Here is a 24,737-nt window from a genome sequence, read left to right on the forward strand (position 1 = left end):
GTTTGCTATATTTGTTGAAACGTCTGATTTCTATTTTCTTAAATGGCTATTCCTAGAAAATCCATAGCAGTACTTCCTTTCGTCAATATGAGTAGTGATATTGAAAACGAATACTTCTGCGATGGATTGACAGAAGAAATTATAAACGCCTTAGCAAAAATCAAACAACTTTCTGTTACTTCCCGTACATCTTCATTTTATTTTAAAAACAAGTCAGTAACAGCAAGCGAAATAAGAGAGAAACTTGAGGTAGCTACCTTTATTGAAGGTAGTGTAAGAACCTCAAAGAAGAAAATGCGTATAACAGTGCAGATGATTGATACTGTTGACGATTTTCATTTCTGGTCAGAAACCTTTGATAGAAACCCAGATAACATTTTTGAAATTCAAGATGAAATTAGTCTATTCATTGCTGAAAAATTACGTGAACATGTAGGTCATATTGAGATAGAAGATAAGCTAGTAGCACCTATTGATGTGCCTGTAGCTATTTATAGAGAATACCTGAAAGGGAGGTATTACATTATGAAGTTGGATTATAAAAATTCAATTAAGGGTATCAATATCTTAAAAGATGTAATACATAAATCACCCAATTTTCCCAATCCCTATTTAGATATAAATCTAGCCTATATTAATATGGGAACTATGGGACTTTTACCTGCATTTGAAGCCTACGAGAAGGCCCAGCCTTATTTGTCAAAGGCATTAGTGCTGGACCCAAACTCATCAAGGTCACAATTGAATTTGGCTTTGATTGAATGTTGGCAAAATTGGAATCTTAAGAAAGCTTACGAACACGCTCATAAGGCTCTGGAGATGCAGCAAGCAGACGATATTTACTTAACCATTTCTAATTTTTTGACAGTAGAAGGGAAATTAGATGCAGCACATAATTACCTTGAAAAAGCATTACAATTAGATCCGTATGCCGCTATCAATCATCATTATAAAGGGTTTTTATATTACTTAAAAGAAGAATACACCACAGCAATACCTTTCTTAAAAAAAGCTTTGGAGCTAGACCCTAAATTACCCTTTCCACCAATTTACATTGGGATTTGTTTATTACTATCAGGCAAATCAAATGAAGCTTTGACGTACTTTGGTTCACTTAAAGGAGTTTCTGTGAAAGACCTTACGAAATTAGGAGGTGAAACCATGTGTTATGCGTACCTTAATGAGACGGAAAAGTGTAATGATGGATTAAAAGAACTAGAAACGTATTTATCAACAGCCCTTGTAGATAAGGCATTAACATTTTTAATATTAGTTAATGCGTTATTAGGTAATGATGAAAAGGTGGTTGATTTAATAACGCAAGCATACAATAATCATTTACCATTAATTTTAGTATTAAATCCATCACCAATTCTTAAGCCTTTAAAAACTTACAAAGGATTTAAAGATATTATGCTTAAAGCTATTCCAGATAACGACAACTACAAACAAAAGAAAAAGTACAAACAAGCACTATTAAATAAAGACGAAATAGAGAAGTACACAAAGGAACTTGAACAGATTATGATGGATTATAAATTGTACTTAAATCCAGACTTGTCATTAAAAGATTTAGCCTCTTACTTAGAACTGCCAACCAATTACGTTTCTCAATTATTAAACCTAGGGTTTCAAAAAAACTTCTCTGAATATGTGAATACTTTTAGAGTCAAGGAATTTAAAGAACGAGTACTTTTAAAAGAAAATAAAGGTTTAACCATTATGGCTGTAGCATACGATAGTGGTTTTAATTCTAAAACAGTATTTAATACGTTCTTTAAAAAAATAGAAGGAATAACACCAAATACTTATCTTAAAAGTAATAGTTAGTTCTGATTCTTAAAGTAGAACTTTGTAATTCTGTAGTCTACTTAATTTTATCAAAAATTAAATGATACTGTAGAATTGAAAACTAAAAAGTATCAAGAACTAATAGAAATTCTACAATTCATCATTTTAAATCAACAGTTCAGTTTATTGGATTCAGAAACATCTATATTTTATAGAAAATTTGCAGCTGAATTTAAAAAAGTATCCATCATAAACGAATAATTATGAAATCAATTAAAATGAAAAATCGATTTATTCTACTATTTGCTTTAGTTATACTTAGTGCCTGTAATGAGAAAGCTAAATCAGGTACAACCCAACAACCAACACTAGCCGATTATGCTATTGGTGAAACATGGGTATGGAAGTATAAAGGCGTAACCACGGAAGGAGAGGTTAGATCTAAAGGGATAGACACTCGAGAAATAATAGAAGTTAATGGTGAGTTGCATATAACTATCGGTAAGGATACGATTCCTGTTTCAGAAATGGTAAAGCCTGAAGAAAGTAAGACGCCAAAGTACGATTGGCCACTTAAAGAAGGAAAAAAGTGGGTTTATGAAGAAAACTGGACAAGTCAAGATGGTACAACCGGAAAACAGCAAATGAACGCTGAAGTATTATCCTATAAAGAAGAAACAGTAGAAGCTGGAACTTTTATGGCGTACACCATTCACTATAATGGTAATATCACAAATTCTAGAGGGTATAATGCGGTTGTAGATGAGGTTTGGCTATACGCACCTGAAGTTAAAAACTTTATAAAGCTAACTCAAAAACAAGATGATTTTGTGTATAACGAAGAACTCGTTGAGTATTCTGATAAGCCATTAAAAAGTAAAGTTCAATTAGAGAATCAAATCATTGGAAAAGTGAAGTTTTTGGAAGAAACTGAGGACTTTAGTACTATAGCAAATAAAATGGTCGACTATAAAATACCTGCTCTCTCGCTTGCAGTTATTAATGATGGGAAAATAGAGTGGACTGAAATGTTTCAAAATTCAAATTTTTCAGAGCAGAATTTAAACGATTCTAGCATTTTTCAAGCAGCATCCTTATCGAAACCCGTAACTTTTTTCGCTGCCTTACGAATGCATACAGCAGGAAAAATAGATTTAGATGAAAATATAGAACAGTACATAAAGAATTACAAATTACCACAAGGCAAACAAACGGTTGAAAACCCAGTAACCTTTCGTAATATCTTTTCGCATACTTCTGGTATTACCTCAGGAGGCTATCAAGGTTATGCTAAAGACCAGGTTATGCCAAGTGATGTTGAGGTTTTAAATGGTAGTGAAGGTGTTAATTCACCAGCAATAGAAGTTATTTCAACACCCAATGAAATGTTAGCGTATTCGGGTGGTGGCTATACCTTAGCTGAGGTGGCACTTCAGGATATTTTTAATGATGATTTTTCAAATATTATGAACCAATGGATACTTCAACCTATTGGTATGGAGAATTCTCAATTCACACAACCATTGCAACCATCAGATTCAAGTAAAGTTGCAAAAGGCTATACGTCAAATGGTGTTGTTTTAGAAGGTGGTTGGAGAAACCATCCAGAACAAGCAGCAGCAGGACTTTGGAGTAATGCTAATGATATGGCTAAATTTTTAATTGAAATTTATAAAGGTTATCAAGGCAAAAATTCAGTTTTTTCTAAAGAAGAAATTCAATCGATACTCAATCAAGAGCGAGATGGACATATTTATGGGTTAATTGTAGATAAGTCAGAAAATGGTTTTGCAATTACCCATTATGGAGGCAATGCTGGCTATCGTACAGGCATGACCATAGACCTTAATACTGGAAAAGGATTGGTCTATTTAATTAATTCAGATAATGGTGGTGCTCTGGGCAATGAGTTGCTGTTATCTACTTCTCAATTGTACAATTGGAATCACTTTAAACGCACATCTGTTAAACGAAATCAATCAGATACTACATTATTAAAACAACTTACAGGGAAATATAAATGGAATAATCAGGTTGATCTGTCTGTAAGTTTTAATGATGAAACAAAACTACTTTCATTGCACTTTCCAAACGGTGATGCCTATAATCTTATTTCAATTGAAGGCGAAGAAATAAGTTTCATCAATCCAAATACTGGAGTCAATGTCAAATTTTTAAGGTCGAGTGACTATAATTCATTTCTCTTATATGGACAAACAGCCGTAAAGCTTAATTAAGTTTATATTTTGTGTAGTTGCTAAAATAAATAGATGCAGTTAACACCAACCCATAAGCTGTAAAATATAACCACCCAAGGATATTCAATTCTTAATGTTAGTTCTGATTCTTAAAGTAGAACTTTAAACTCAGTCTACCACGCTACTTTTGAAATCATAAGTAAAAACTTAATCAATGGAAAAAATGAAAACAAAAAAAACTAAAAAAGGAGTCAAACTAGGCATAGGAATCATACTAGGAACTATAGTTGGTTATTTAACCTCAAATATACAATTGTGGTTTGTTTTAGGAATTGCTATTGGAGCAGCTTTGGAATATGGCACTCAAAGAAAATCATAAAATTAAATAATCTATGAATGCAAATACAGAACAGAAGAATTTAATTAAGACCGCTAGAATAACTGGCTTATGGTATTTAATGATGGCTATTACAGGAATTCTCGGGTTTTTAGTCTTTCATTCTCAAATATTTGTGTCTGGTAATCCAGAACAAACGCTAACAAATCTAGTAGAATTAGAATCTACAGCAAGAATTAGGTTGCTACTAGAATTTGGTATCGTAATATCTCAGGCACTTACTGCTGTTTGGTTTTTCAAATTATTTAAAGATAGTTATGAATGGGAAGCGTGGACTTTAGGTATATGGGGAATGGTAAATGCTTTAGCCATTATGATAAGTGCAATTTCAATCGCCTCAGTAATAGGTATTGCAAATTCTGATATAAGTGCTATGGAAGACAAGGTTTTACTGATTCAAGTTTTTCAAAATATTATTTCGAATGCTTGGGGTATTGGTGGCCTATTTTTCGGGTTATGGCTATTTCCCATGGGATATATAGTTATCAAATCTAAAAGGTTGCCTGTCTGGTTAGGAAGGGTTATTATATTGGGTGGTGTAGGCTATCTAATTTCAACAGTTATACACTACACCGGAATTGATTTTAGCTTCAATAAATTTCTTACGCTACCTGCAACAATTGGAGAATTTTGGATGATAGGTTATTTACTAATTTTTGGCATAAGACCTAGCGATAAGTAAAATTAAATTAAAACGGCACTCAACAATGACTTTAAGTAATTGCTTTTTTCGTGTACTTCTGAAAACCCTCACATATTTTGCTTGCGCCAGTTCGCTGCGCTCGTGTCAGCTTTGTGAGTACTTGCAAAGTTGAGTGCTAAAGTACGCTACTACTCATAGATAAGACAATTATCAGAACATTAAATTAATACATAAAAATAAAAATCATTAATCAAAACAATCAAAAAACGAACAATTATGAAATCAATTAAAATGAAAACAATCAAAAAACAAATTTTATTAAGAATGGCTTGTGTAGCCTTTGCATTAGTTTCAAGTACAACATATGCACAAAACACAAATTCAGAAAAAACAACACAAAGGGATGGATTCATCTTCGAATTCGTAGTAGGCGGAGGACTTATCAGTATAGAAGATAGTGCAGGCATTCAAACGTTTGACAAATCGCAAGGAACTTTCGTTTTTCCAGATTTAAAATTTGGCTACATGTTAAACGAAAAACTAGCCATTACTGCTGCTATGCCAGGAAACATATACCAATTTCAGGATAATGACAGAAATTTTGGAGGTTTTATTCCATCACTACAATATTGGGTAAAAGATCGTTGGTGGATTCATGGAGGTATTGGTCTAGCCATAGATTCGCCAGCACTGTATGATATTAAAGACGATGTAAATGACAACTGGAACTTTGGTTGTGCTGTTATGGCAAGCACAGGTTACGAAATTTATAAAAAGAAAAACTTTGCGCTTAATATACAGTCTAAATTAGTTTTGGGTCGTACGTCTTTAGATGGAGATGCGCATAGAGATGCAGTAATCTTTAATGTAGGATTAGGGCTGAGCTGGTTGTAAAAAAAAAAGAAAATAATATAAGAGTCAATAAATGAAACTAGTAATTAAAAAGTATAAGAAAATGAAAAAAACGTATTATTTATTGACTCTTTTAGTGTTAATAGTATCTAGTTCGTGTAATACTAAAATCAAAGAGGCAAAGGAAGAAAACTTAATAGCACAAATAGACGAGATTTGGGCAACTGAACAGCATCCAATCAGATCGAGAGATTCCCTAATTTCTATCTATGGCGTTGACCATAATTTAGTGAAAGTACAAGATTCAATTATAGATAAAAATCACGCCATTAACGAGAAAAAAGTAAAGACTATTCTAGATAAACATGGTTGGCCAACTAAGGATATGATTGGAGAACGAGGGAATTGGACTATATGTAACGTTATTCAACATTCAGATAATGAAGTTCGAATACAATACCTTCCAATGATGAGACAAGCTGTAAAAGACAAAAAATTAGAACCACGTTTTTTAGTTAGAGCTGAAGACAGAATTGCAACTGAACGAGGGGATTTACAAATCTATGGTGGACAGATGAAATACTATCCAGAAACTAAAAGTTTTAATCTTTGGCCAGTTTTTGATCCAGAAAATATAGATAAAAGAAGAACTGCTATTGGTTTAGATTCTATTGCCATATTTCTAAAGAATAGATTTGATTTTAAATGGAATCTTGAAGAACAGATAAAGAGAACAAAGGAATTTGAAATGAAGAAACAGGAAGGGAGTAAAAATGAGTTAACCAATTAGATTACATTTTCTAAACTCGAACATTTAAGGCATCAATCAAAAAACGATCAGTCTATGTTTTTCAAATCAAAAGAAGGAAAAGAAAAAATTATAGCCCTTTATAATCAAAAGTTAAAAGAGCTGAATATTGAATATTCAGAAAAATCTGTGGAAACAAAGTTTGGAGTCACTAATATTATTACTACTGGCGATTCTAATAACCCTCCTTTAGTTCTGATTCACGGAACAGGAGGTTGTGCGCCTCAAATTTTAGATTCTTTTCCCAATTTAACCTCACGGTATTGCGTGTATGCTGTAGATGTGTTAGCTCAACCCAATAAGAGTGCTGAGAATAGACTAGATATGAAATCTTTGGATTATGGTGAATGGCTCTTAGAAGTCATCATAAAATTAAGGTTAAAAGATGTTACTTTAGTAGGATTTTCCTTTGGAGGGTTAATAAGTTTAAAGGCACTTGAATTTAGTGAAATTCCCATAAATAAAGTTTTCTTAGTAGCACCTGTTTATATTATAAATGGCAATCCATTATTAGGGTTATGGAAGATGTTTATACCTTTAAAAAAGTTTATAAAAACTAAGAACCCAAAGTATATTAAAAAAGTTATGAGTGCTTTATTTTCAGAATACGATGACTTTGCATTAAAATATATGTCGCTTACGTTTACGCATTGTAATATGGATTTTTCACCACTACCTTTAATATCTAAAAATTCAGCCAAAAACATTGCAACACCAATTACCATGTTCGCTGCAGAAAAAGACATCATGTTTCCAGGTAAAAAAATGATTAAACGAGCTATAGATATATTTCCTTCTTTACAAGAAGTTGTTTTGTTACAAGGGGCTAAACATGTGCCTCGTTTAAAAGATTTTAAAGAAATAGAACAACTAATTCTAGACCAAAGCAATTAATATTATGAAAACAATAAAGAAGCAGTAAGATTTCCGGAATTCAGCAACTATAAAATGAGATATATTTCATTTTAATTGTACCAGAATTGTTTCGCTTCTTCAAATTACTACTAAATTCCATTGGTTTTACTTTCTATATCGGAAAGTTGTTTGCATTCTTAAATATATAATTATTATTTAAAGAAATTAATTGTAATTATCTAATAATTAATCTTATACGTGTTAATAAATTTAACCTCTAAACTTAGATATTAACCTTTTGTAGATTAAAAATATTCATACTGATATTTTTTTCATAGCATTGTATAACTCTAATGTGTTAATATAAATTTTTGATTTTCAAATGTTTATATTTTAATTGTAGGTGTTCAGTAAAATGGTTTTTAGCTATCGTTTTTACTGAAAAATTAAAATAAGCACCAAAATAATAGAGTAGAATATATTATATTTTTAATGTTAAAGCAATGGGGAGTTTTATTAAAAGGTATGAAATTTGGGTGTTTTTAATTCTTGCCCCAATAATTAATGTGTTTTTTGTGCAGGCTAGAATTGAAGGACTCATGTCTAAGACTGTTTTTAATACAGGGCGTTTTTGTATTTTATTATTCATGTTAATTTGTATTCTAAGATTTACCAGAGGCAACAAGGGTATAATAAATTTATTTAAGCCTATGTTAAATTGGAAAGTACATCCTAAGTGGTATATTTTGAGTCTAACTTTTACTATATCAATAACCTTTATTACCCTTATCTTAAAAAGTTTTTATTACGATGTTGATTATCATTCCTTTATTACCTTTAGAAGTACAACATTAAGAGGTTATATTGCATTAATCGTTTGGGCATTCCTTGGTGAAGTTGTATGGGTAAGTTATTGCATTCGCGAACTATCAAAAATCACTAAACCTTTTTATGCAGGTTTAATAGTTGGTGTTTTTTGGACATTATGGTTTATTCCCATAATACTTAATAATGAAGGTATTTTTCCACAACTTCCTATATTACCTTTTTTTATACGCATATTGGGTGTAGCAGGAATGTGTGCTTTTATTTATAAAAATACTAAAAGTGGAATTTGTGTCCTAGTATTGCAGACTATGTCAAATTTCACTACTGTTTCATTTCCAATTATGCCATTAAATGGGGGAAAACCAACATACACTGTTTTTGCCGTAATTGGGTTTTTAATGATGTTGAGTTTTTGGTTTTTTTCATACTTGTTAAACAAAAGGAAGCAACAGGTAATGATTAAAAACACCTTATGATAAGGAATTAATTTCAATCAATAGATAGATCACTTTTATAGTTTTTAACTGTTATAAATAAATTTTTCATATGAATGCCAAATCAAAAATTGTTAGAGGACTTGCAAAGGTCTTGGGTAATACATTAGTGCATCTCCGACCAAAGAAAGCACGTCAACTAGCAGAAGATAGAATAACTTTGGTGCATAAGAATAAGAAATATTTAAGTTTACAAGAAAAATTGATGCGTTATGCACTTATTCAAAAGCTTGAGAAGATTCAAGATTATGATAAAATTGCAGAGTTAAATCGAGAGTTTTGGACTAATAAAGGGGCTACAGAATTTTTTACGGAAGTAGAGAATACATTTGAAACTGATTTTCTACCAAACTGTACTTTTGTTTTCAATCTACTTAAAAAAGAATTGTTAAGTGTAGACATAGAGTTTAACACGCTAGTTGAAATTGGAACAGGTAATGGTAAGGTATTAAATTATCTCAGTTCAGAATTTCCTGAAATTAAAAGATTAGTTGGTATTGATCTTAGTTTAAAGCAAGTAGAAATTAACAGAAATAAATTTAAAAATAGTAATACAAGAATAGAATTTGTAGCTTCAGATGCTTTTGATTGGATTAAAGAACATGGTCAAAGCGGTACTATATTTGTAACGTCTAGAGGGGTACTAGAGTATTTTCTAGAAGAGCGTTTACAAGATTTTTTAAGTCATATAAGCCAATTAGGTGAAATAATGTTTGTTGCCATTGAACCAAATGCTGCTAATCATAATTTTGAAACACATCCAAATACGCAACTTTATGGATTAGAACCTTCATTCTCTCATAACTATCCGAAGTTATTCAAAAATGCAGGTTTTAGTTTATGGCATTTCTCACAAAAGATTTGGAATAATCCAACCATGAATAGAACAATTATTGGTGCAAAAAACTTTTAAAAAAGTTGATTCAATTTAGAAAAAAAATATCTATTTATTGTTTTAAATGAATAGAAATATAATACCATTTTTTTTCACTTAAATTCATTTTATAATATAAATAAAGTTTATCATTTTTAGAAAAGAATAATTATTTTAATTCTACACAAAAATAATTTAACACATACATAATCAACACTTTAGGTGTTGTATTGGCTCTGAAAGTGGTCAATATATGTTCTTAAACAGATAAAAGTGTTTTATGGCTAAAATTTTTTTCCAAAATTTAATTTTTTAATAGTTTTATTCTATCCTTAATAACACCCCTCCATTTTAAAATTAATTTATAATAAAGAATAAGCTATTGGCTATTTTCTTTGTATAAAAAAATGTGTATTATGAATTTAACCGAACAAGAAATACTTGAATCGATTAAGGAATTTAACTCAACTAATTTTGAGTTTCCAAGTGACAAAACAATCATAGATTTGTTTTTGCAGCAAGTAAAAAGTACTCCAGGTCATATAGCGGTTACGTATAATGGCAATGAGTTAACATTTAAAGAATTAGATACGCTCTCTAACCAATTTGCAAACTTTTTAATAGAGAATTATAAAATTAGGCGAACAGACTTTGTTGGTTTAATGATAGAACGAAGTGAATGGGTTATAGTTTGTATTTTAAGTATACTCAAAGCCGGAGGCACTTATGTTCCTATTGATGTCGAAGCTCCTCAATTAAGAAAGGAATATGTTAAGAACGATAGTAATTGCAAATTTATTATCGAAAATTCAGTTGTTGAAGAATTTACCACTTCAAAAGAAAAATTTAAAAGCGAGTTAGCTTATGGTTCGAACTCAGAACCTAATGATTTGGCTTATATTATTTATACCTCAGGAACCACAGGAAATCCTAAAGGTGTAATGATTGAAAATAGAGGTGTAGTTAATTTAATTACATGGTTGAAGGGATACTATAACATAAAAGCAGGTGAACGTATTTCACAAATTGCAAACCCTTATTTTGACGCTTCTGTGGAGCAGATTTTTTTAGGTTTATTGTCTGGTGCAACTTTGGTTATGATTGATGGTGAAGTATTGAAAAATCATAAATTAAAAGAGTTTGTAATAGAACAAAATATTACGCATCTTCACGCAACAGCGAGTTATTTAGAAACAATATCAGATTTGTCTGAAGCAACAGCACTAAATCGGATAGTTGCAGCTGCTGAAGTTTGTACAACAAAATTGGCAGAAAAATTATCTGTATTTGGCGATTTCTATAATAAATATGGACCAACGGAAACAACAGTTGCGTCGTCTATTTACAAGTATTCGCCTAACGACGACAATGAAAGCTCATTATCTATAGGTAAACCAATTGGTAATACGAAAATTTATATTTTATCTGATGAACTGGAATTACGTCCTATTGGTGAAGTTGGTGAATTGTGTATTTCAGGCACTGGTGTTGGTAGAGGTTACTTAAATAAAGAGGAACTTACCGCAGAGCGCTTTATAAATGATCCTTTTGAAAAAGGTCAAAAATTATATAGAACAGGAGATTTTGCAAAATGGTTACCATCTGGTAATCTTGAAATTATTGGGCGTAAGGATGACCAAGTAAAAATAAGAGGATTTCGTATTGAATTAGGAGATGTAGAAAATGCAATTAATTCTATACCGAATATAAAAAGATCTGTAGTTATAGTAAATGATGCAATAGCTGGTGAAAAAAGGTTAGTAGCTTACATGCAATCTGAAGATAAATCTCGTGATACATCTGCTATAAAAAAGCAACTATCGGATATTCTTCAATCATATATGATTCCATCGTTATTTGTTTGGATGGATGAATTCCCTCAAACGCCAAATGGTAAGATAGATAAACGAAGTTTGCCAGACCCAGCTAATTTAAGACCAGAATCTGCACCTATTTTAAGAAAACCAACAAATAAATTAGAAAAAGAACTTTCAAAAATTTGGGGTGAATTATTATCTATTTCAGAAGTAGGTATTGATGATAATTTTTTTGAAATGGGAGGTACATCACTCTTAACTAAGAAAATGGTTGTTGTAATAGCAGAACAATTAAAATTAGAAGTGCCTATAACCAAAATATACCAGCATCCTACAATTTCTGATCTTGCTAATATATTAAATCCAAACCAAAAGAAGAAAGCGGTTTCTCAACATCATAAAAAAAGTAAAAGAAATGATAATAGCGATATAGCTATTATTGCCATGGCAGGACGTTTTCCTGGTGCTAATTCTATACAAGAGTTATGGGATGTGTTAAAAGATGGGAAAGAAACCATTTCGTATTTTACGCCAGATGAATTAGATAAAAGTATACCAAAAGCTTTACGTAACGATCCACTTTATGTTGGTGCAAGAGGTATAGTTCCTTCCGCAAAAACATTCGATGCTAAATTTTTCGGACTCACACCAAAGTTGGCTTCTGCTATGGACCCTCAACAGCGTTTATTCTTAGAGGTTGCATGGGAGGCGTTAGAGCAATCTGGATATTTACCAAATCTTTATGATGGAAAAATTGGAGTGTATGCAGGTGTTAAGTCAAATACATATTTTCTTAATAATGTATTTCCTAACAAAAAGTTAATGAACCAAATTGGAGATATGCAGGCTATGACAATTAATGATATAGGTTACGTTGCAACACGTACGGCATATCATTTAAATCTTAAAGGGCCAGCAGTAAGTGTACATTCAGCTTGTTCTACATCTTCACTAGCAATTGCTCAAGCCGTTGAGTCTATTCGTAATGGTCAATGCGATGTAGCTTTAGCTGGCGGTTCTAGTGTTACATCGCCAATGTACAGTGGTCATTTATATCAAGAAGGTTCAATGAAAAGTGCTGATGGTCGATGTAGACCTTTCGACGCAAATGCTACAGGAACTTTGTTTTCTGATGGTGCTGGCGTTGTGCTTCTTAAAAATTTAGATGAAGCAAAGCGAGATGGTGATGTTATCCATGGCGTTATAAAAGGAATTGGTATTAATAATGATGGAAACGACAAAGGTAGTTTTACAGCTCCTAGCATAGAAGGTGAGGCTGGTGCAATAAGTAGCGCATTATTAGATGCAGATATTAAGCCTTCTGAAATAAGCTATATAGAAGCACATGGAACAGCAACACCTATTGGTGATCCGATTGAAATAGAAGGCCTTAATTTAGCTTTTGGAGAACAAGTATCAAAAGGCTATTGCGCTATAGGTTCTATAAAAAGTAACCTAGGGCATCTTACAGCTGCTGCTGGTGTAGCAGGTGTAATTAAGACGACTTTAGCAATGAAGCATCGGCAGATTCCACCTTCTTTAGGGTATAATAACCCCAATCCATCTATAGATTTTGAAAATAGTCCATTTTTTGTGAACGATAAATTAAGGAATTGGGAATCTGATACTATTAGACGTGCTGGTGTTAGCTCCTTTGGAGTTGGTGGTACAAACGTACATATTGTTTTAGAAGAATATGAAACTAAAGAAGAAACAACAGAGACTATTAGACCTTTACAGTTACTTGCTTGGTCAGCTAAATCAGAAAATAGTCAAGTAGGTTATCAAAATGCTTTAAGCCGTTTTACAAAGACAAATCCAGACATAGCGCTTGCTGATATTGCCTATTCTCTGAATACTACAAGAGATGTATTTAGACATCGCAGTTTTGCATTAGCAGGAGATACTTTGGAAGCATATAGTTTATTAGATGTAGAGGATAATAAAGACGTTAAAAGCAATGAATTAAAAGTCATTCCAAATGAAGTAGCCTTTTTATTCCCAGGACAAGGTTCTCAATACCTACAAATGGGTAGGGCACTTTACGAGGGTGAAACTGTTTTTAGAGATGCTATAGATCATTGCGCAGAGTTGTTAAAAAAAGAGTTAACATTGGATATAAGAGATATTATATATCCAAAAGTTAATAATGGTGATGCTGAAGCTCAATTGAAGGATACTAAGTTTACTCAACCTTCATTATTCATTGTAGAATATGCACTTTCTCAGCTTTGGATGAGTTGGGGAATTAAACCAACGTTACTATGTGGTCATAGTATTGGTGAATTTGTTGCTGCTCATTTGGCAGGAATATTCACTTTAGAAGATGCATTACATTTAATAACAGTTCGTGGAAAATTAGTAAGTCAATTACCTGGTGGAAGTATGTTATCAGTTAGAGCTAATGTAAATAGTGTTAAAGATTTACTTCCAAATACACTTTCTATTGCAGCAATCAACTCGGATCGTTTGTGCGTTGTATCAGGTCCAGATAGTGCTATTGAAGATTTTGCGAAAACTTTAACTGCAGGAGGCATTGCAAATATGCTTTTATTAACAAGTCATGCATTTCATTCTAGGATGATGGATCCAGTTTTAGAAGTTTTTGAAGAAGAAGTTAAAAAAATGACTTTAAATGTTCCCCGTTTGCCTCTAGTTTCTACAGTAACTGGTGAATGGATAACTGATGCAGAAGCTACAAGTTCTAAATATTGGACTAACCATTTAAGGGAAGCAGTAAACTTCTCTGGTGCAATGGAAACAGTATTAGGACTAGAAGATCCTATTTTACTGGAAATAGGTCCTGGAAGAGCTTTGACAACATTATCGCAGCAAAAGAAAGGTTTAAAATCTGTAGCTTCTATAGCAAGTATGCAGAAACCTAAGGAAGGCGAAAATGCTTACCATACAGTGTTAAGTGCACTAGGTGATCTTTGGGTAAACGGAATAGAACCTAATTGGAAAGCATTTTATGGAGAGCAATCAAGACAAAAAGTTTGGTTACCTGCTTATGTATTTGATCGAAAACATTGTTGGTTAGATCCACCAATGGTTGAATCAACAATTAATAATACTGTTGTAAATACTAATACAGTTGATGAGAAAATTGAAACTAAAGAAATTATTGCTGCTGATCCTAAACCTCAAATGAATACTAAGATTATGAGAAAACCATTACTTCTTAAAAAAATAGCAGAAATTATTGAAGATAATTCTGGAATTGAAATAGCAATAAATGAATATGATCTAAACTTTTTGGAGTTGGGTCTGGATTCTTTGGTACTTACACAAATGTCAATTACTTTCAAAAAAGAATTTGATACAGCTATAACATTTAGACAGTTAAATGATCAACTAGGCTCTCCGAATTTATTAGCTGATTATCTAGATAATGTTCTTCCGAAAGATGCTTTTGCTCCACAACAGGTGGTTGAAAATCAAACTCCTGTAAATCAAATTTCGACTAATAATGGTGCGTCAACAATACATGCTTCTCAACAATTAAATTTAATTAATAATACTCAAAACCCTGCATTAAATCTTATTGCTCAACAGATACAACTTTTAGGTAAACAAATAGAAATTATGCAAGGACAAGGACAATTTCAAGTTGATATTGCAACTCCGTCAGCTGTATTACCTCAAGAAAATAATGTAAAAATAGAACCAGACAAGAATTATGACGACATATTATCTGAAGAAGAAAAGAAAGAACATCAAAAACCATTTGGAGCTTCACCTAGAATAGAAAAAAAGTCAACAGATTTAAATAAGGTTCAAGCAGATTTTTTAAAGAATTTAATATCAAGTTATAATAAAAAAACAGCAGGTAGTAAGGCTTATGCTCAAGAACATCGAAGTCATATGTCTGACCCTAGAGTAGTTTCAGGATTTAAACCACAAACTAAAGAGTTAATATACCCTATTGTTGTAGAAAAATCTTCAGGCAATCGTTTATGGGATATAGATGGTAATGAATATATTGATGTTCTCAATGGCTTTGGAGCATGTTTATTTGGTCATCAACCAGATTTTATTAAAGATGCTTTACATAAACAGATAGATCTTGGTTTTGAAGTTGGCCCACAACATCCTTTAGCTGGTGAGGTTACTCAACTTATATGTGAAATAACTGGGAATGATCGTGCTGCATTATGTAATACAGGTTCTGAAGCTGTATTAGGTGCTATGCGAATTGCAAGAACGGTAACTGGCCGTTCACTAATTGTGGCATTCTCACGTTCATATCATGGTATTAATGATGAGGTTCTTGTAAGAGGTTCAAAAAAACTTAGAACATTTCCAGCAGCATCTGGTATAATGCCAGAAGCAGTTAAGAACATGTTAATATTAGATTATGGGACAGAAGAAAGTTTAGCTATTATTAAAGAACGCGCACACGAAATTGCTGCAGTTCTCGTAGAGCCAGTACAGAGTCGCAGACCAGAGCTTAGGCCAATAGAATTTTTAAAAGAAGTTAGAGAGGTAACTAAAGCTTCAGAAACAGTATTAATTTTTGATGAGATTATAACTGGCTTTAGAATGCATCTAGGAGGTGCTCAGCAATTATTTGGTATTAAAGCGGATTTAGCAACTTATGGAAAAGTTATTGGTGGAGGTATGTCTATTGGTGCTATTGCAGGAAGTAAAAAATGTATGGATGCACTTGATGGTGGTCACTGGAAATTTGGTGATGATTCTTTCCCAGAGGTGGGAGTAACTTATTTTGCGGGTACTTTTGTTCGTCACCCATTGGCGTTAGCTTCAACAAAGGCTTCTCTGTTATATATGAAAGCACAAGGAAATGCACTTCAAGATGAATTAGCCAGAAAAACAGAGCGCATTGCATCTGAAATAGCTTCATTTATCAAATCTAAAGACCTTCCAATGGAAATAGTTTATTATCGTTCATTATGGAGATTAAAGTTTTTAGAAGATATTCCTTACTCTGAATTATTTTTTGTTTTAATGAGAGAAAAAGGGTTTCATATTTGGGATGGATTTCCATGTTATATGACTTCGGCTTATAGCGATAAGGATATAACAAATTTGATAGATACATTTAAAGAATGTCTTAATTTATTAATTACAAATGGGATTTTAAATTCAAACGAAAAAAATGGATTAATTGTAAAGGGAAAAAAGGTTTTAACAAAAGAATTGAATACACCACCTATACCAGAAGCAAAGCTTGGTTTCGACGAAAATGGTAATCCTGCTTGGTTTGTAAAGGATATGAAAAAGGAAAATGGATATCATCAATTAGATATTTAATAAAGTTTTAAAAATTAAAAACGCCTAACCGTTTTAAATTATGATAACATCTACAATTAGTCAAAATCAATCTGTGAATTATGACCCGTTTACTGGGCCTATAATTGAAAAAATAATACTTACAACCCAAGCTCAGGCAGAAATATGGATAGATTGTAAACTTGGTGGTGAAGATGCAAATAAAGGGTATAATGAGTCTATATCTCTTGTTCTTGAAGGTGAGTTAGAAAAGGAATCTCTAAATAAAGCTATACAAAAATTAGTAGAAAGGCACGAGGCTTTACGTGGAGTTTTTAGTCCAGATGGTAGGTATATGAGTATACTTCAATATACTCCTTTTAAAGTTACATATCATGATTTTTCTCAATTAACATCAGATAAAACTGAAAGTGCACTAGCAGATTATTTAAATAATGATGCAAACCATAATTTTGATTTAATTAGAGGACCTCTAATTAAATTTGGATTAATTAAAATTTGCGATAAAATTAGTCATCTCATTATAACTGCGCATCATATCATTTGTGACGGTTGGTCTTTTGGTATCATTTTGGAAGATTTAGGAAAATTATACTCCGCTTACAAAACCAATCAAATTCCAAATTTACCTAAAGTTGAGAGTTTTAGTTCTTATGCAGATGATGAGCAAGAATTTATAATTAGTGAAGAACAGATTAAAACTGAAAAATTTTGGATTGATTTGTTTAAAGATTCTATACCAGAATTAACATTACCAACAGACTTTCCCAGACCTAAATTAAGAACTTACAAGAGCGAGCGATTGGATTTTTCATTTAATCTTCAATTACTAGATCAATTAAAAAAAGTAGGATTAAAATCTGGTTGTAGTTTAGTTACAACACTAATGTCTGCTTTTGAAGTTTTTCTCTATAAACTAACTGGGCAAGATGATATAGTTGTTGGGTTGCCGTCAGCTGGGCAAACTGTAAATGGCAGAATACAATTAGTTGGGCATTGTGTAAATTTATTACCCTTAAGAAGTAAGCTAGATTCTAGAAAATCATTTAGAGCTTATTTAAAAGAAAGAAAAACTTCTTTATTAGATGCTTATGATCACAAACAGTTAAGTTTTGGAGAATTATTACAGAAGTTGCCTTTACAAAGAGACCCATCTAAAGTACCACTTGTACCAGTAGTTTTTAATATAGATGTTGGAATGACTAATCTGGTTAGTTTTTATGACTTAGAGTTCAAAGTTATAAGTAATCCAAGGGTCTCTGATGCCTTTGAAATTTTCTTAAATGCTAGTGATACTAAAGATGATTTTATTTTACAATGGTCCTATAATTCTTCACTTTTTAAGTCTGCAACAATTAAAAAGATGATGATAGATTTTGAAGCTATAGTTGAGAGAATTGTTGAAAACCCAGATATAACATTAAGGGAAATCATAAAAACTGACGAGTCAATTTATAAAAATCTTAATAATACAGCTGCACATTATCCAAATTTGGCTTTACATCATTTATTAGAAAAACAAACTAAATTATCGTTTAAAAAAACAGCGATAAAATTTGATGGTTCTGAGATATCTTATGGAATGTTAGAGCAACAAGTTAATCTCTTAGCTCATTCTTTATTAGAAAAAGGAGTAGGTTATGGCGATTTTGTAGGAGTATGTTTACCACGTTCTAAAAAGCTTGTAATAACTTTGCTTGCCATAATGAAATGTGGGGCTGCTTATTTGCCGTTAGATCCAAACTATCCAAATGAGCGTTTAGATTTTATGATAAATGATTCTGAGGCTAAATTTTTAATTACTACTGACGAATTTTCTTCAAAATTAAACACTAAGGCTTCAAAATTTTTGCTGGAGGATTTGTTTACAAATCTTTCTAAGTACCCATTAGAGCCATTAAAGATTGAGGTCAGTCCTAATGATTTAGCTTATTTACTTTATACATCTGGTTCAACCGGAAAACCGAAAGGAGTTCAGGTCACTCATAGAAATTTAGTTAATTTTTTAACTAGTATGGCCAAAGAACCCGGAATAGATGAAACAGACAGTTTACTTTCTATTACTACTATTTCGTTTGATATCGCAGGTTTAGAGTTGTTTCTACCTCTTTTAAAAGGAGCAGAATTAATTGTTGCTAATGAAGAGACAGCAAAAGATGGTCGTTTAATGCTTGATCTCATTAAAAAAGAAAAAATTACCATGTTGCAGGCTACACCTACATCATGGCAAATGTTATTAGATTCTGGATGGGATAATCCATATCCAATTAAAGCTTTATGTGGTGGTGAAGCATTACCATTAGCATTAGCTAAAAAGCTATTAGCAAAAGTTGATGAACTCTGGAATGTTTATGGGCCAACTGAAACTACAATTTGGTCTGCTGTGAAGCAAATTACCATGGAAGATGAACTAATAACCATTGGCCACCCAATTGCAAATACCCAATTGTATTTGCTAAATGACCAAGATATGCTAGTTAAAAATGGTGCTATTGGTGAATTGTGTATTGCAGGTGATGGAGTATCTAAAGGTTATTGGAAAAGACCAGAATTAACAGCTGAAAAATTTGTAACCAATCCATTTGGTTTAGCGGAAAATAAAATTTTGTATCGTACAGGTGATTTAGGGAAGCTTTTAGATAATGGTGAGGTACAATGTTTAGGAAGAATAGATCATCAAGTTAAAATTAGAGGGCATCGAATTGAATTAGGTGAAATTGAACAAGCACTAGACCAACTGGCAGCAGTGCAATCTTCGGTTGTAATGGTAAATAATGATCGTTTGGTTTCTTATTTAATATTAAATCAGGAGAATTATGATACCGCTAATTTAATTAATCAATGGAAACAAAGCTTAATTCATCAACTTCCAGCACATATGGTGCCTAATGAGTTTAATGTTATTGATGAATTCCCTAAAACTTTAAACGGAAAAATAGATCGAAAAAGTTTATTAACCTTGTCTTCTAAAAAGGTTGAAAGGATAAGTTATACAAGTCCTCGGAGTAAAACAGAACATTTAGTTAGTAAAATATGGTGTGACGTCTTAGAAAGAGAAAAGATAAATATACAAAGCGATTTTTTTGAGCTTGGAGGTCATTCAATCTTGGCCATAAAAGTGGTAGTACGTTTAGAAAAAGAAATTGGTAAAAAATTACCATTATCTGTAATTATGGTCTATCCTACCATAGAAAAGTTAGCTAATTTCTTAGATAAAGATGACAAAAAGAAGTCTTGGAATTCATTAGTTGCTTTAAGAAAGGATGGAAATAAAACCCCATTGTATATTGTCCATGGAGCTCATTTTGGGATTTATATCTTTAATGATTTAGCGAAATTATTAGATGATGATCAACCTGTTTATGCGTTACAGCCTAAAGGATTAGATGGTGAAGAAGAACCACACGATTCTATTGTAGATATGGCGGCACATTATATTTCTGAAATGGAAGCTTCTAATCCAGATGGACCATATGCTTTAGCAGGTTTTTCTATGGGTGGAATTATTGCATTCGAAATGGCTAAACAGTTAAGAGCAAAAGGGAAAAAAGTTACTATGTTAGCAAGTTTTGATAGTTATATTTACCCTAGTTATTTTTATAGTAATGCATTAAAGAAAAGTATTGTTTCCTTTTTATATAAAGGTGGTCAAATGATTTATGTTACTCTGAATATGTTTAGTAGTAAGAAGAATTTTATTCGTAGAATTGAATTATTAAAATTGAGGTTTCAAGGAATTTATATGAGACTAAAATTAGGAAGAGAAAAACAATTTCAGTTACAGCATAATAGACCTTTAAAAATGGACAGAATGCATATACTTGCATGTAAAAAATACATTATGACGCCTCAAGATATTGTCATAGATTTATTTAAAGCCAAGGATAATGTATTTTTTGCTCATGATTTTAAGTTTCTTGGATGGAAGAAGTTTGCTAAAAAAGGTGTTAATAGGTATATGATTCCTGGTAATCACGTAGACATGTTTGCGCCACCTAATGTTGAGGTCTATGCAAATAGTCTTCAACGTGTTATGGATAACTATAATGCTGATAATTGTGAGTAGATTATATTGTGATACAATTGAGTTATCTAACGCACATTTTAATAAACTATCACAAAATAAATTAGGTATTAACTTATTTAAAATCGAATTGCCTGCATACTATGATTTAGTACCTATGCTGGTAAATTATTTAAGTGAAACAGAGTTGCAGCGTGCAGAAAAATATCACTTTGTAAAAGATAAAAACCGATTTATAATTAGCAGATCCTTACTCAAAATCTTACTTGCTCAAACTTCAGGGCTTAATATTTCTGAAATTCAAATAGAAAAAGATGAGAATAAAAAGCCTTATCTATCAATTAATAGGTCTATACATTTCAATGTGTCTCATGCAGAAAATTTTGCCATTATAGCTATAAATAAAGCAGCTGTAGGTGTAGATGTGGAATACTTAAATAAAGATTTTGATTATTCTGAAATCTTATCGCATGTGTTTAATAATATGGAAATTGAAACAATACTTAATTCAAACAATAAAGATCATACGTTTTATAAGTATTGGACTCGCAAAGAAGCTATAGTTAAAGCAACAGGAAAAGGAATTAGTGATAATTTACCGTTAATTCCATCAAGTGATGGTTGTCATTCTATAGATGCTGAGTTATTAGGAGGTTTTCAAAATATGAATGTTCTAAGTTTCAATTTAGATAAAGATTATATCGCATCTCTAGCTTTTGATGATAACAATTATAATTCTGATAAAATTACAATTTATAGTCTTCCAACATCATTGGAAGATTTAATGCTTTTAGGTAATATATAACATTCAATCCATGTTATAAGAATGACTATATAAGGATTCACTTTATTTTTATATTGGTATATTTTTCCAATTTCATAGCTTTCGTATTTATGTAACAAAGGTTACGCTTAAGGTAAACTGTTTAGGCTAATTTTGATATAATTATTTAACAATAAAACCTAGTTACATGTCATTTCTGTCATCGTTATTTGGATCTAATACACAGCAATTCAGTGCTATTAAGGTTCTTTCTTCAAATGAATTTAAGTCTAAAATAGAAAATAAAAAGGTTCAATTAATTGATGTTAGAACACCAAGAGAATTTAAATCTGGCCATATTAAAGGCGCAAAGAATATAGATGCATTTTCAGCATACTTCAATACTGAGTTTAATAAATTAAGTAAAGATAAAGCAGTCTATGTGTATTGTAGAAGCGGAAGTAGAAGCAGACAATCGGCTAAACGTTTGGCAAAAATGGGTTTCACCGAAGTATATGATTTAAAAGGTGGGATTCTAGGTTATAATTAAAACGTATATAAACATCTAGTTAATTGTTACTGATTTAATTTCATCTTAATTTAAATAATATGTTGGTATGAAAAATATAATATTACTTACGTTGCTAGCAGCTGTATCATTTAATTGCGAGGATTCGAAAAAGTCTGATTATTCTAGCGTTACAAAACGACAAAGTGCATCTCAGCATCCAGGAAAAAAATTATTGGAAACTAATTGTTATGTCTGTCATAGCCCTTCAGCGTCAGAAGAAAATAGAATTGGACCTCCAATGATTGCTATTAAAATGCACTATATAAATGATAATACAACAAAAGAAGAATTTGTAGCTTCTATGCAAAAATGGATTAAAAACCCTAATAAAGAAGATGCTAAAATGTATGGTGCAATAAAACGATTTGGTGTTATGCCTAAACAAGCATTTCCAGAAGAAACTATCGCTAAGATCGCAGAGTATATTTACGATTTTGAAATTGAACAACCAGAATGGTTTGAAGATCATTTTAATAATGAAAATGGCAAACATAAGGGCCAAGGCATGGGAAAAGGAATGGGACGAGGAAAAGGAAAACAAAATCAACAAGCACAAACTAATTTTAAAGAGTTACCTTATGGTGAACGTGGTTTAAAATATGCCTTAACAACAAAGGCTGTTTTAGGTGAAAATTTAATGGGAACCATTCAAAAAAAAGGAATTTTAGAGGCTTTAACTTTTTGTAACGAGCGTGCTTATCCTTTAACCGATAGTATGGCTGTTGTGCATAACGCTGATATTAAGCGCGTGTCGGATAAACCAAGAAATCCTAATAATAAAGCCAATGCAGAAGAGCTAGGTTACATTAATACATTTAAACAGGTTGCGGCAAAGAATGAACAGGCAAGTCCAATTGTAAAAGAAATTGATGGTAAAGTAAGGGTTTATTATCCAATTACGACCAATACGATGTGTCTTCAATGCCATGGGAAGCCCAATGAGACATTACAACCTACAACTTTAGCCAAAATAAAGAGTTTATATCCTTTAGATAAAGCAATAGGTTATAATGTAAATGAAGTTAGAGGTATTTGGAATATCACTTTCGATAAATAAAATAAGCAAGGAATGAGCAAATTTTCAGAAATAATAAGTAAAGATCAACCGGTTTTAGTTGACTTTTTTGCAGAATGGTGTGGTCCATGTAAAATGTTGAGTCCTATTTTAAAACAAGTTAAAGATGCCTTAGGCGAAGATGTTACAATCATAAAAATTGATGTGGATAAGAATCAATCTTTAGCTTCAAAATATCAGGTTAGAGGTGTGCCAACAATGTTATTATTTAAAAACGGTAAACAGGTCTGGAGACAATCTGGAGTACTACAAAAAGATGACATTATTAATGTTATAAAATCATCGAGTTAATTTCAAATATAAATATTGATATTTTTTTGTCAATAATGACAAATGTCATGTTTCATAAAGTATTAAGTAGCTAATTTTATACTCAGAAAAAAATAGATAAATTATATGATTAATACTTCAATAGCATTGTATAGTTGGACAAATGGAGTTGTAATGATTGCAATTTTCGCAGTAGTCTGTATAACATTAGTAGGAATACTAATTAATTTTATGTCTAAGGGTAAAAGTAAGGATGTGTCTGATAATATAAATGAAAAGGATAGCACAGAATACTAATTAAAACTAATTATAAATTTAAAAAGAGGGTAGTCAACTATGGGTTATCCTCTTTTTTTGTTCTAAACCAGCATATTAGACAGTTATGAGTAACATAAGTTACATTGATAAATTCTATTGTAGCTTAAATTTGGTATAAATTAATCAAATACTTAAAAGTTATGAATACGACAGAAACAATAAAAGAAGAGCAAGTATTTTCAATGCCAAGAATTGGAGATAAAGCACCAGAATTTAAAGCAGTGACCACACAAGGAGAAATTAATTATCCTTCTGACTATAAAGGTAAATGGTCAATTTTATTTAGTCACCCAGCAGATTTTACACCAGTATGTTCATCTGAGTTTATGACGTTTGCGCATTTAGAGGAAAAATTTGAAAAAGCAAACTGTAGTCTTATCGGTTTATCTATTGATGGTTTATATAGCCATATTGCATGGTTAAGAACCATTAAAGATAAAATTGAGTTTAACGGCATGAAAAACATAGAAGTAAAGTTCCCTTTAATTGAAGATATATCTATGGATGTTGCCAAAAGATATGGTATGATTCAGCCTGGTGAAAGCAAAACACAAGCCGTGAGAGCTGTCTTTTTTGTAGATCCTCATGAAACAGTAAGAGCAATTATATATTACCCTTTAAGTTTAGGTCGTAACTTTGATGAGTTATATAGAGCCCTTATTGCTATGCAAACTTCAGACAAATTTAATGTCGCAACTCCAGCAGACTGGAATCCAGGTGACGACGTTATAGTATCTCCAGCAGGATCTTGTGGTGTAGCCGAGGAACGAATGACGTCTACCGAAGATTTAGATTGTAAAGACTGGTTTTTCTGCACTAAAAAATTAGATAAAGATTTAGTGATTAAAGAAGTTTTAAAAGCGTAAGTAAATAAAAAAAGAGCCTCTAAAAGAGGCTTTTTTTGTG

The 24,737-nt window shown here is 31.7% G+C and carries 17 protein-coding genes; all 17 read left to right on the plus strand.

The window, feature by feature from the left end:
• The first annotated feature begins 42 nt into the window (after positions 1 to 42).
• The 17 genes from H8K90_RS15200 to H8K90_RS15280 all read left to right on the plus strand — a co-directional run bounded on the left by H8K90_RS15200 (position 43) and on the right by H8K90_RS15280 (position 24,697).
• Positions 43 to 1,830 (plus strand): helix-turn-helix domain-containing protein, encoded by a 1,788-nt coding sequence (locus tag H8K90_RS15200; RefSeq protein ID WP_186846848.1) that lies wholly within the window; start codon positions 43 to 45, stop codon positions 1,828 to 1,830.
• A gap of 224 nt (positions 1,831 to 2,054) precedes the next feature.
• Positions 2,055 to 4,028 carry a serine hydrolase domain-containing protein gene (locus H8K90_RS15205; protein ID WP_222611370.1) on the plus strand — a complete coding sequence of 658 codons (1,974 nt, stop codon included), beginning with the start codon at positions 2,055 to 2,057 and terminating at the stop codon, positions 4,026 to 4,028.
• A gap of 175 nt (positions 4,029 to 4,203) precedes the next feature.
• A complete protein-coding gene (locus H8K90_RS15210) occupies positions 4,204 to 4,368 on the plus strand; it encodes a hypothetical protein (RefSeq protein WP_186846849.1) in 165 nt (54 codons plus the stop codon).
• Positions 4,369 to 4,381: 13 nt separating this feature from the next.
• Entirely contained in the window at positions 4,382 to 5,068 is a 687-nt protein-coding gene (locus tag H8K90_RS15215; protein WP_186846850.1) for a DUF4386 domain-containing protein, read from the plus strand.
• Positions 5,069 to 5,320: 252 nt separating this feature from the next.
• Positions 5,321 to 5,923, plus strand: a complete 603-nt coding sequence (locus tag H8K90_RS15220) for a hypothetical protein (protein WP_186846851.1) — start codon at positions 5,321 to 5,323, stop codon at positions 5,921 to 5,923.
• Positions 5,924 to 5,984: 61 nt separating this feature from the next.
• Positions 5,985 to 6,671 (plus strand): DUF6624 domain-containing protein, encoded by a 687-nt coding sequence (locus H8K90_RS15225; protein WP_186846852.1) that lies wholly within the window; start codon positions 5,985 to 5,987, stop codon positions 6,669 to 6,671.
• Between the two features lie 54 nt (positions 6,672 to 6,725).
• Positions 6,726 to 7,583 (plus strand): alpha/beta fold hydrolase, encoded by an 858-nt coding sequence (locus H8K90_RS15230; RefSeq protein ID WP_186846853.1) that lies wholly within the window; start codon positions 6,726 to 6,728, stop codon positions 7,581 to 7,583.
• A 671-nt stretch (positions 7,584 to 8,254) separates the two neighbouring features.
• Positions 8,255 to 8,848 carry a type II CAAX prenyl endopeptidase Rce1 family protein gene (locus H8K90_RS15235; protein WP_186846854.1) on the plus strand — a complete coding sequence of 198 codons (594 nt, stop codon included), beginning with the start codon at positions 8,255 to 8,257 and terminating at the stop codon, positions 8,846 to 8,848.
• Between the two features lie 70 nt (positions 8,849 to 8,918).
• Positions 8,919 to 9,779, plus strand: coding sequence for a class I SAM-dependent methyltransferase (locus tag H8K90_RS15240; protein WP_186846855.1), 861 nt, complete (start codon positions 8,919 to 8,921; stop codon positions 9,777 to 9,779).
• A gap of 377 nt (positions 9,780 to 10,156) precedes the next feature.
• A complete protein-coding gene (locus tag H8K90_RS15245; RefSeq protein WP_186846856.1) occupies positions 10,157 to 16,831 on the plus strand; it encodes a polyketide synthase in 6,675 nt (2,224 codons plus the stop codon).
• Positions 16,832 to 16,871: 40 nt separating this feature from the next.
• Entirely contained in the window at positions 16,872 to 20,876 is a 4,005-nt protein-coding gene (locus H8K90_RS15250) for a non-ribosomal peptide synthetase (RefSeq protein ID WP_186846857.1), read from the plus strand.
• Complete coding sequence (locus H8K90_RS15255; protein WP_186846858.1) at positions 20,869 to 21,639, plus strand: 4'-phosphopantetheinyl transferase family protein; 771 nt, start codon at positions 20,869 to 20,871, stop codon at positions 21,637 to 21,639. The genes H8K90_RS15250 and H8K90_RS15255 overlap by 8 nt, the downstream gene beginning before the upstream one ends.
• Before the next feature lie 166 nt (positions 21,640 to 21,805).
• Complete coding sequence (locus H8K90_RS15260) at positions 21,806 to 22,147, plus strand: rhodanese-like domain-containing protein (RefSeq protein WP_186846859.1); 342 nt, start codon at positions 21,806 to 21,808, stop codon at positions 22,145 to 22,147.
• Between the two features lie 67 nt (positions 22,148 to 22,214).
• Complete coding sequence (locus tag H8K90_RS15265; protein ID WP_186846860.1) at positions 22,215 to 23,225, plus strand: c-type heme family protein; 1,011 nt, start codon at positions 22,215 to 22,217, stop codon at positions 23,223 to 23,225.
• Positions 23,226 to 23,237: 12 nt separating this feature from the next.
• Positions 23,238 to 23,534, plus strand: coding sequence for a thioredoxin (trxA, locus tag H8K90_RS15270; RefSeq protein WP_186846861.1), 297 nt, complete (start codon positions 23,238 to 23,240; stop codon positions 23,532 to 23,534).
• Between the two features lie 105 nt (positions 23,535 to 23,639).
• Positions 23,640 to 23,810 carry a hypothetical protein gene (locus tag H8K90_RS15275; RefSeq protein ID WP_186846862.1) on the plus strand — a complete coding sequence of 57 codons (171 nt, stop codon included), beginning with the start codon at positions 23,640 to 23,642 and terminating at the stop codon, positions 23,808 to 23,810.
• A gap of 161 nt (positions 23,811 to 23,971) precedes the next feature.
• Entirely contained in the window at positions 23,972 to 24,697 is a 726-nt protein-coding gene (locus H8K90_RS15280) for a peroxiredoxin (RefSeq protein ID WP_186846863.1), read from the plus strand.
• The last annotated feature ends 40 nt before the right edge of the window (positions 24,698 to 24,737 follow it).

Origin of the sequence: Winogradskyella echinorum, from assembly GCF_014297365.1 — a bacterium.
In the GTDB taxonomy this organism is placed as follows: Bacteria; Bacteroidota; Bacteroidia; order Flavobacteriales; family Flavobacteriaceae; genus Winogradskyella; species Winogradskyella echinorum.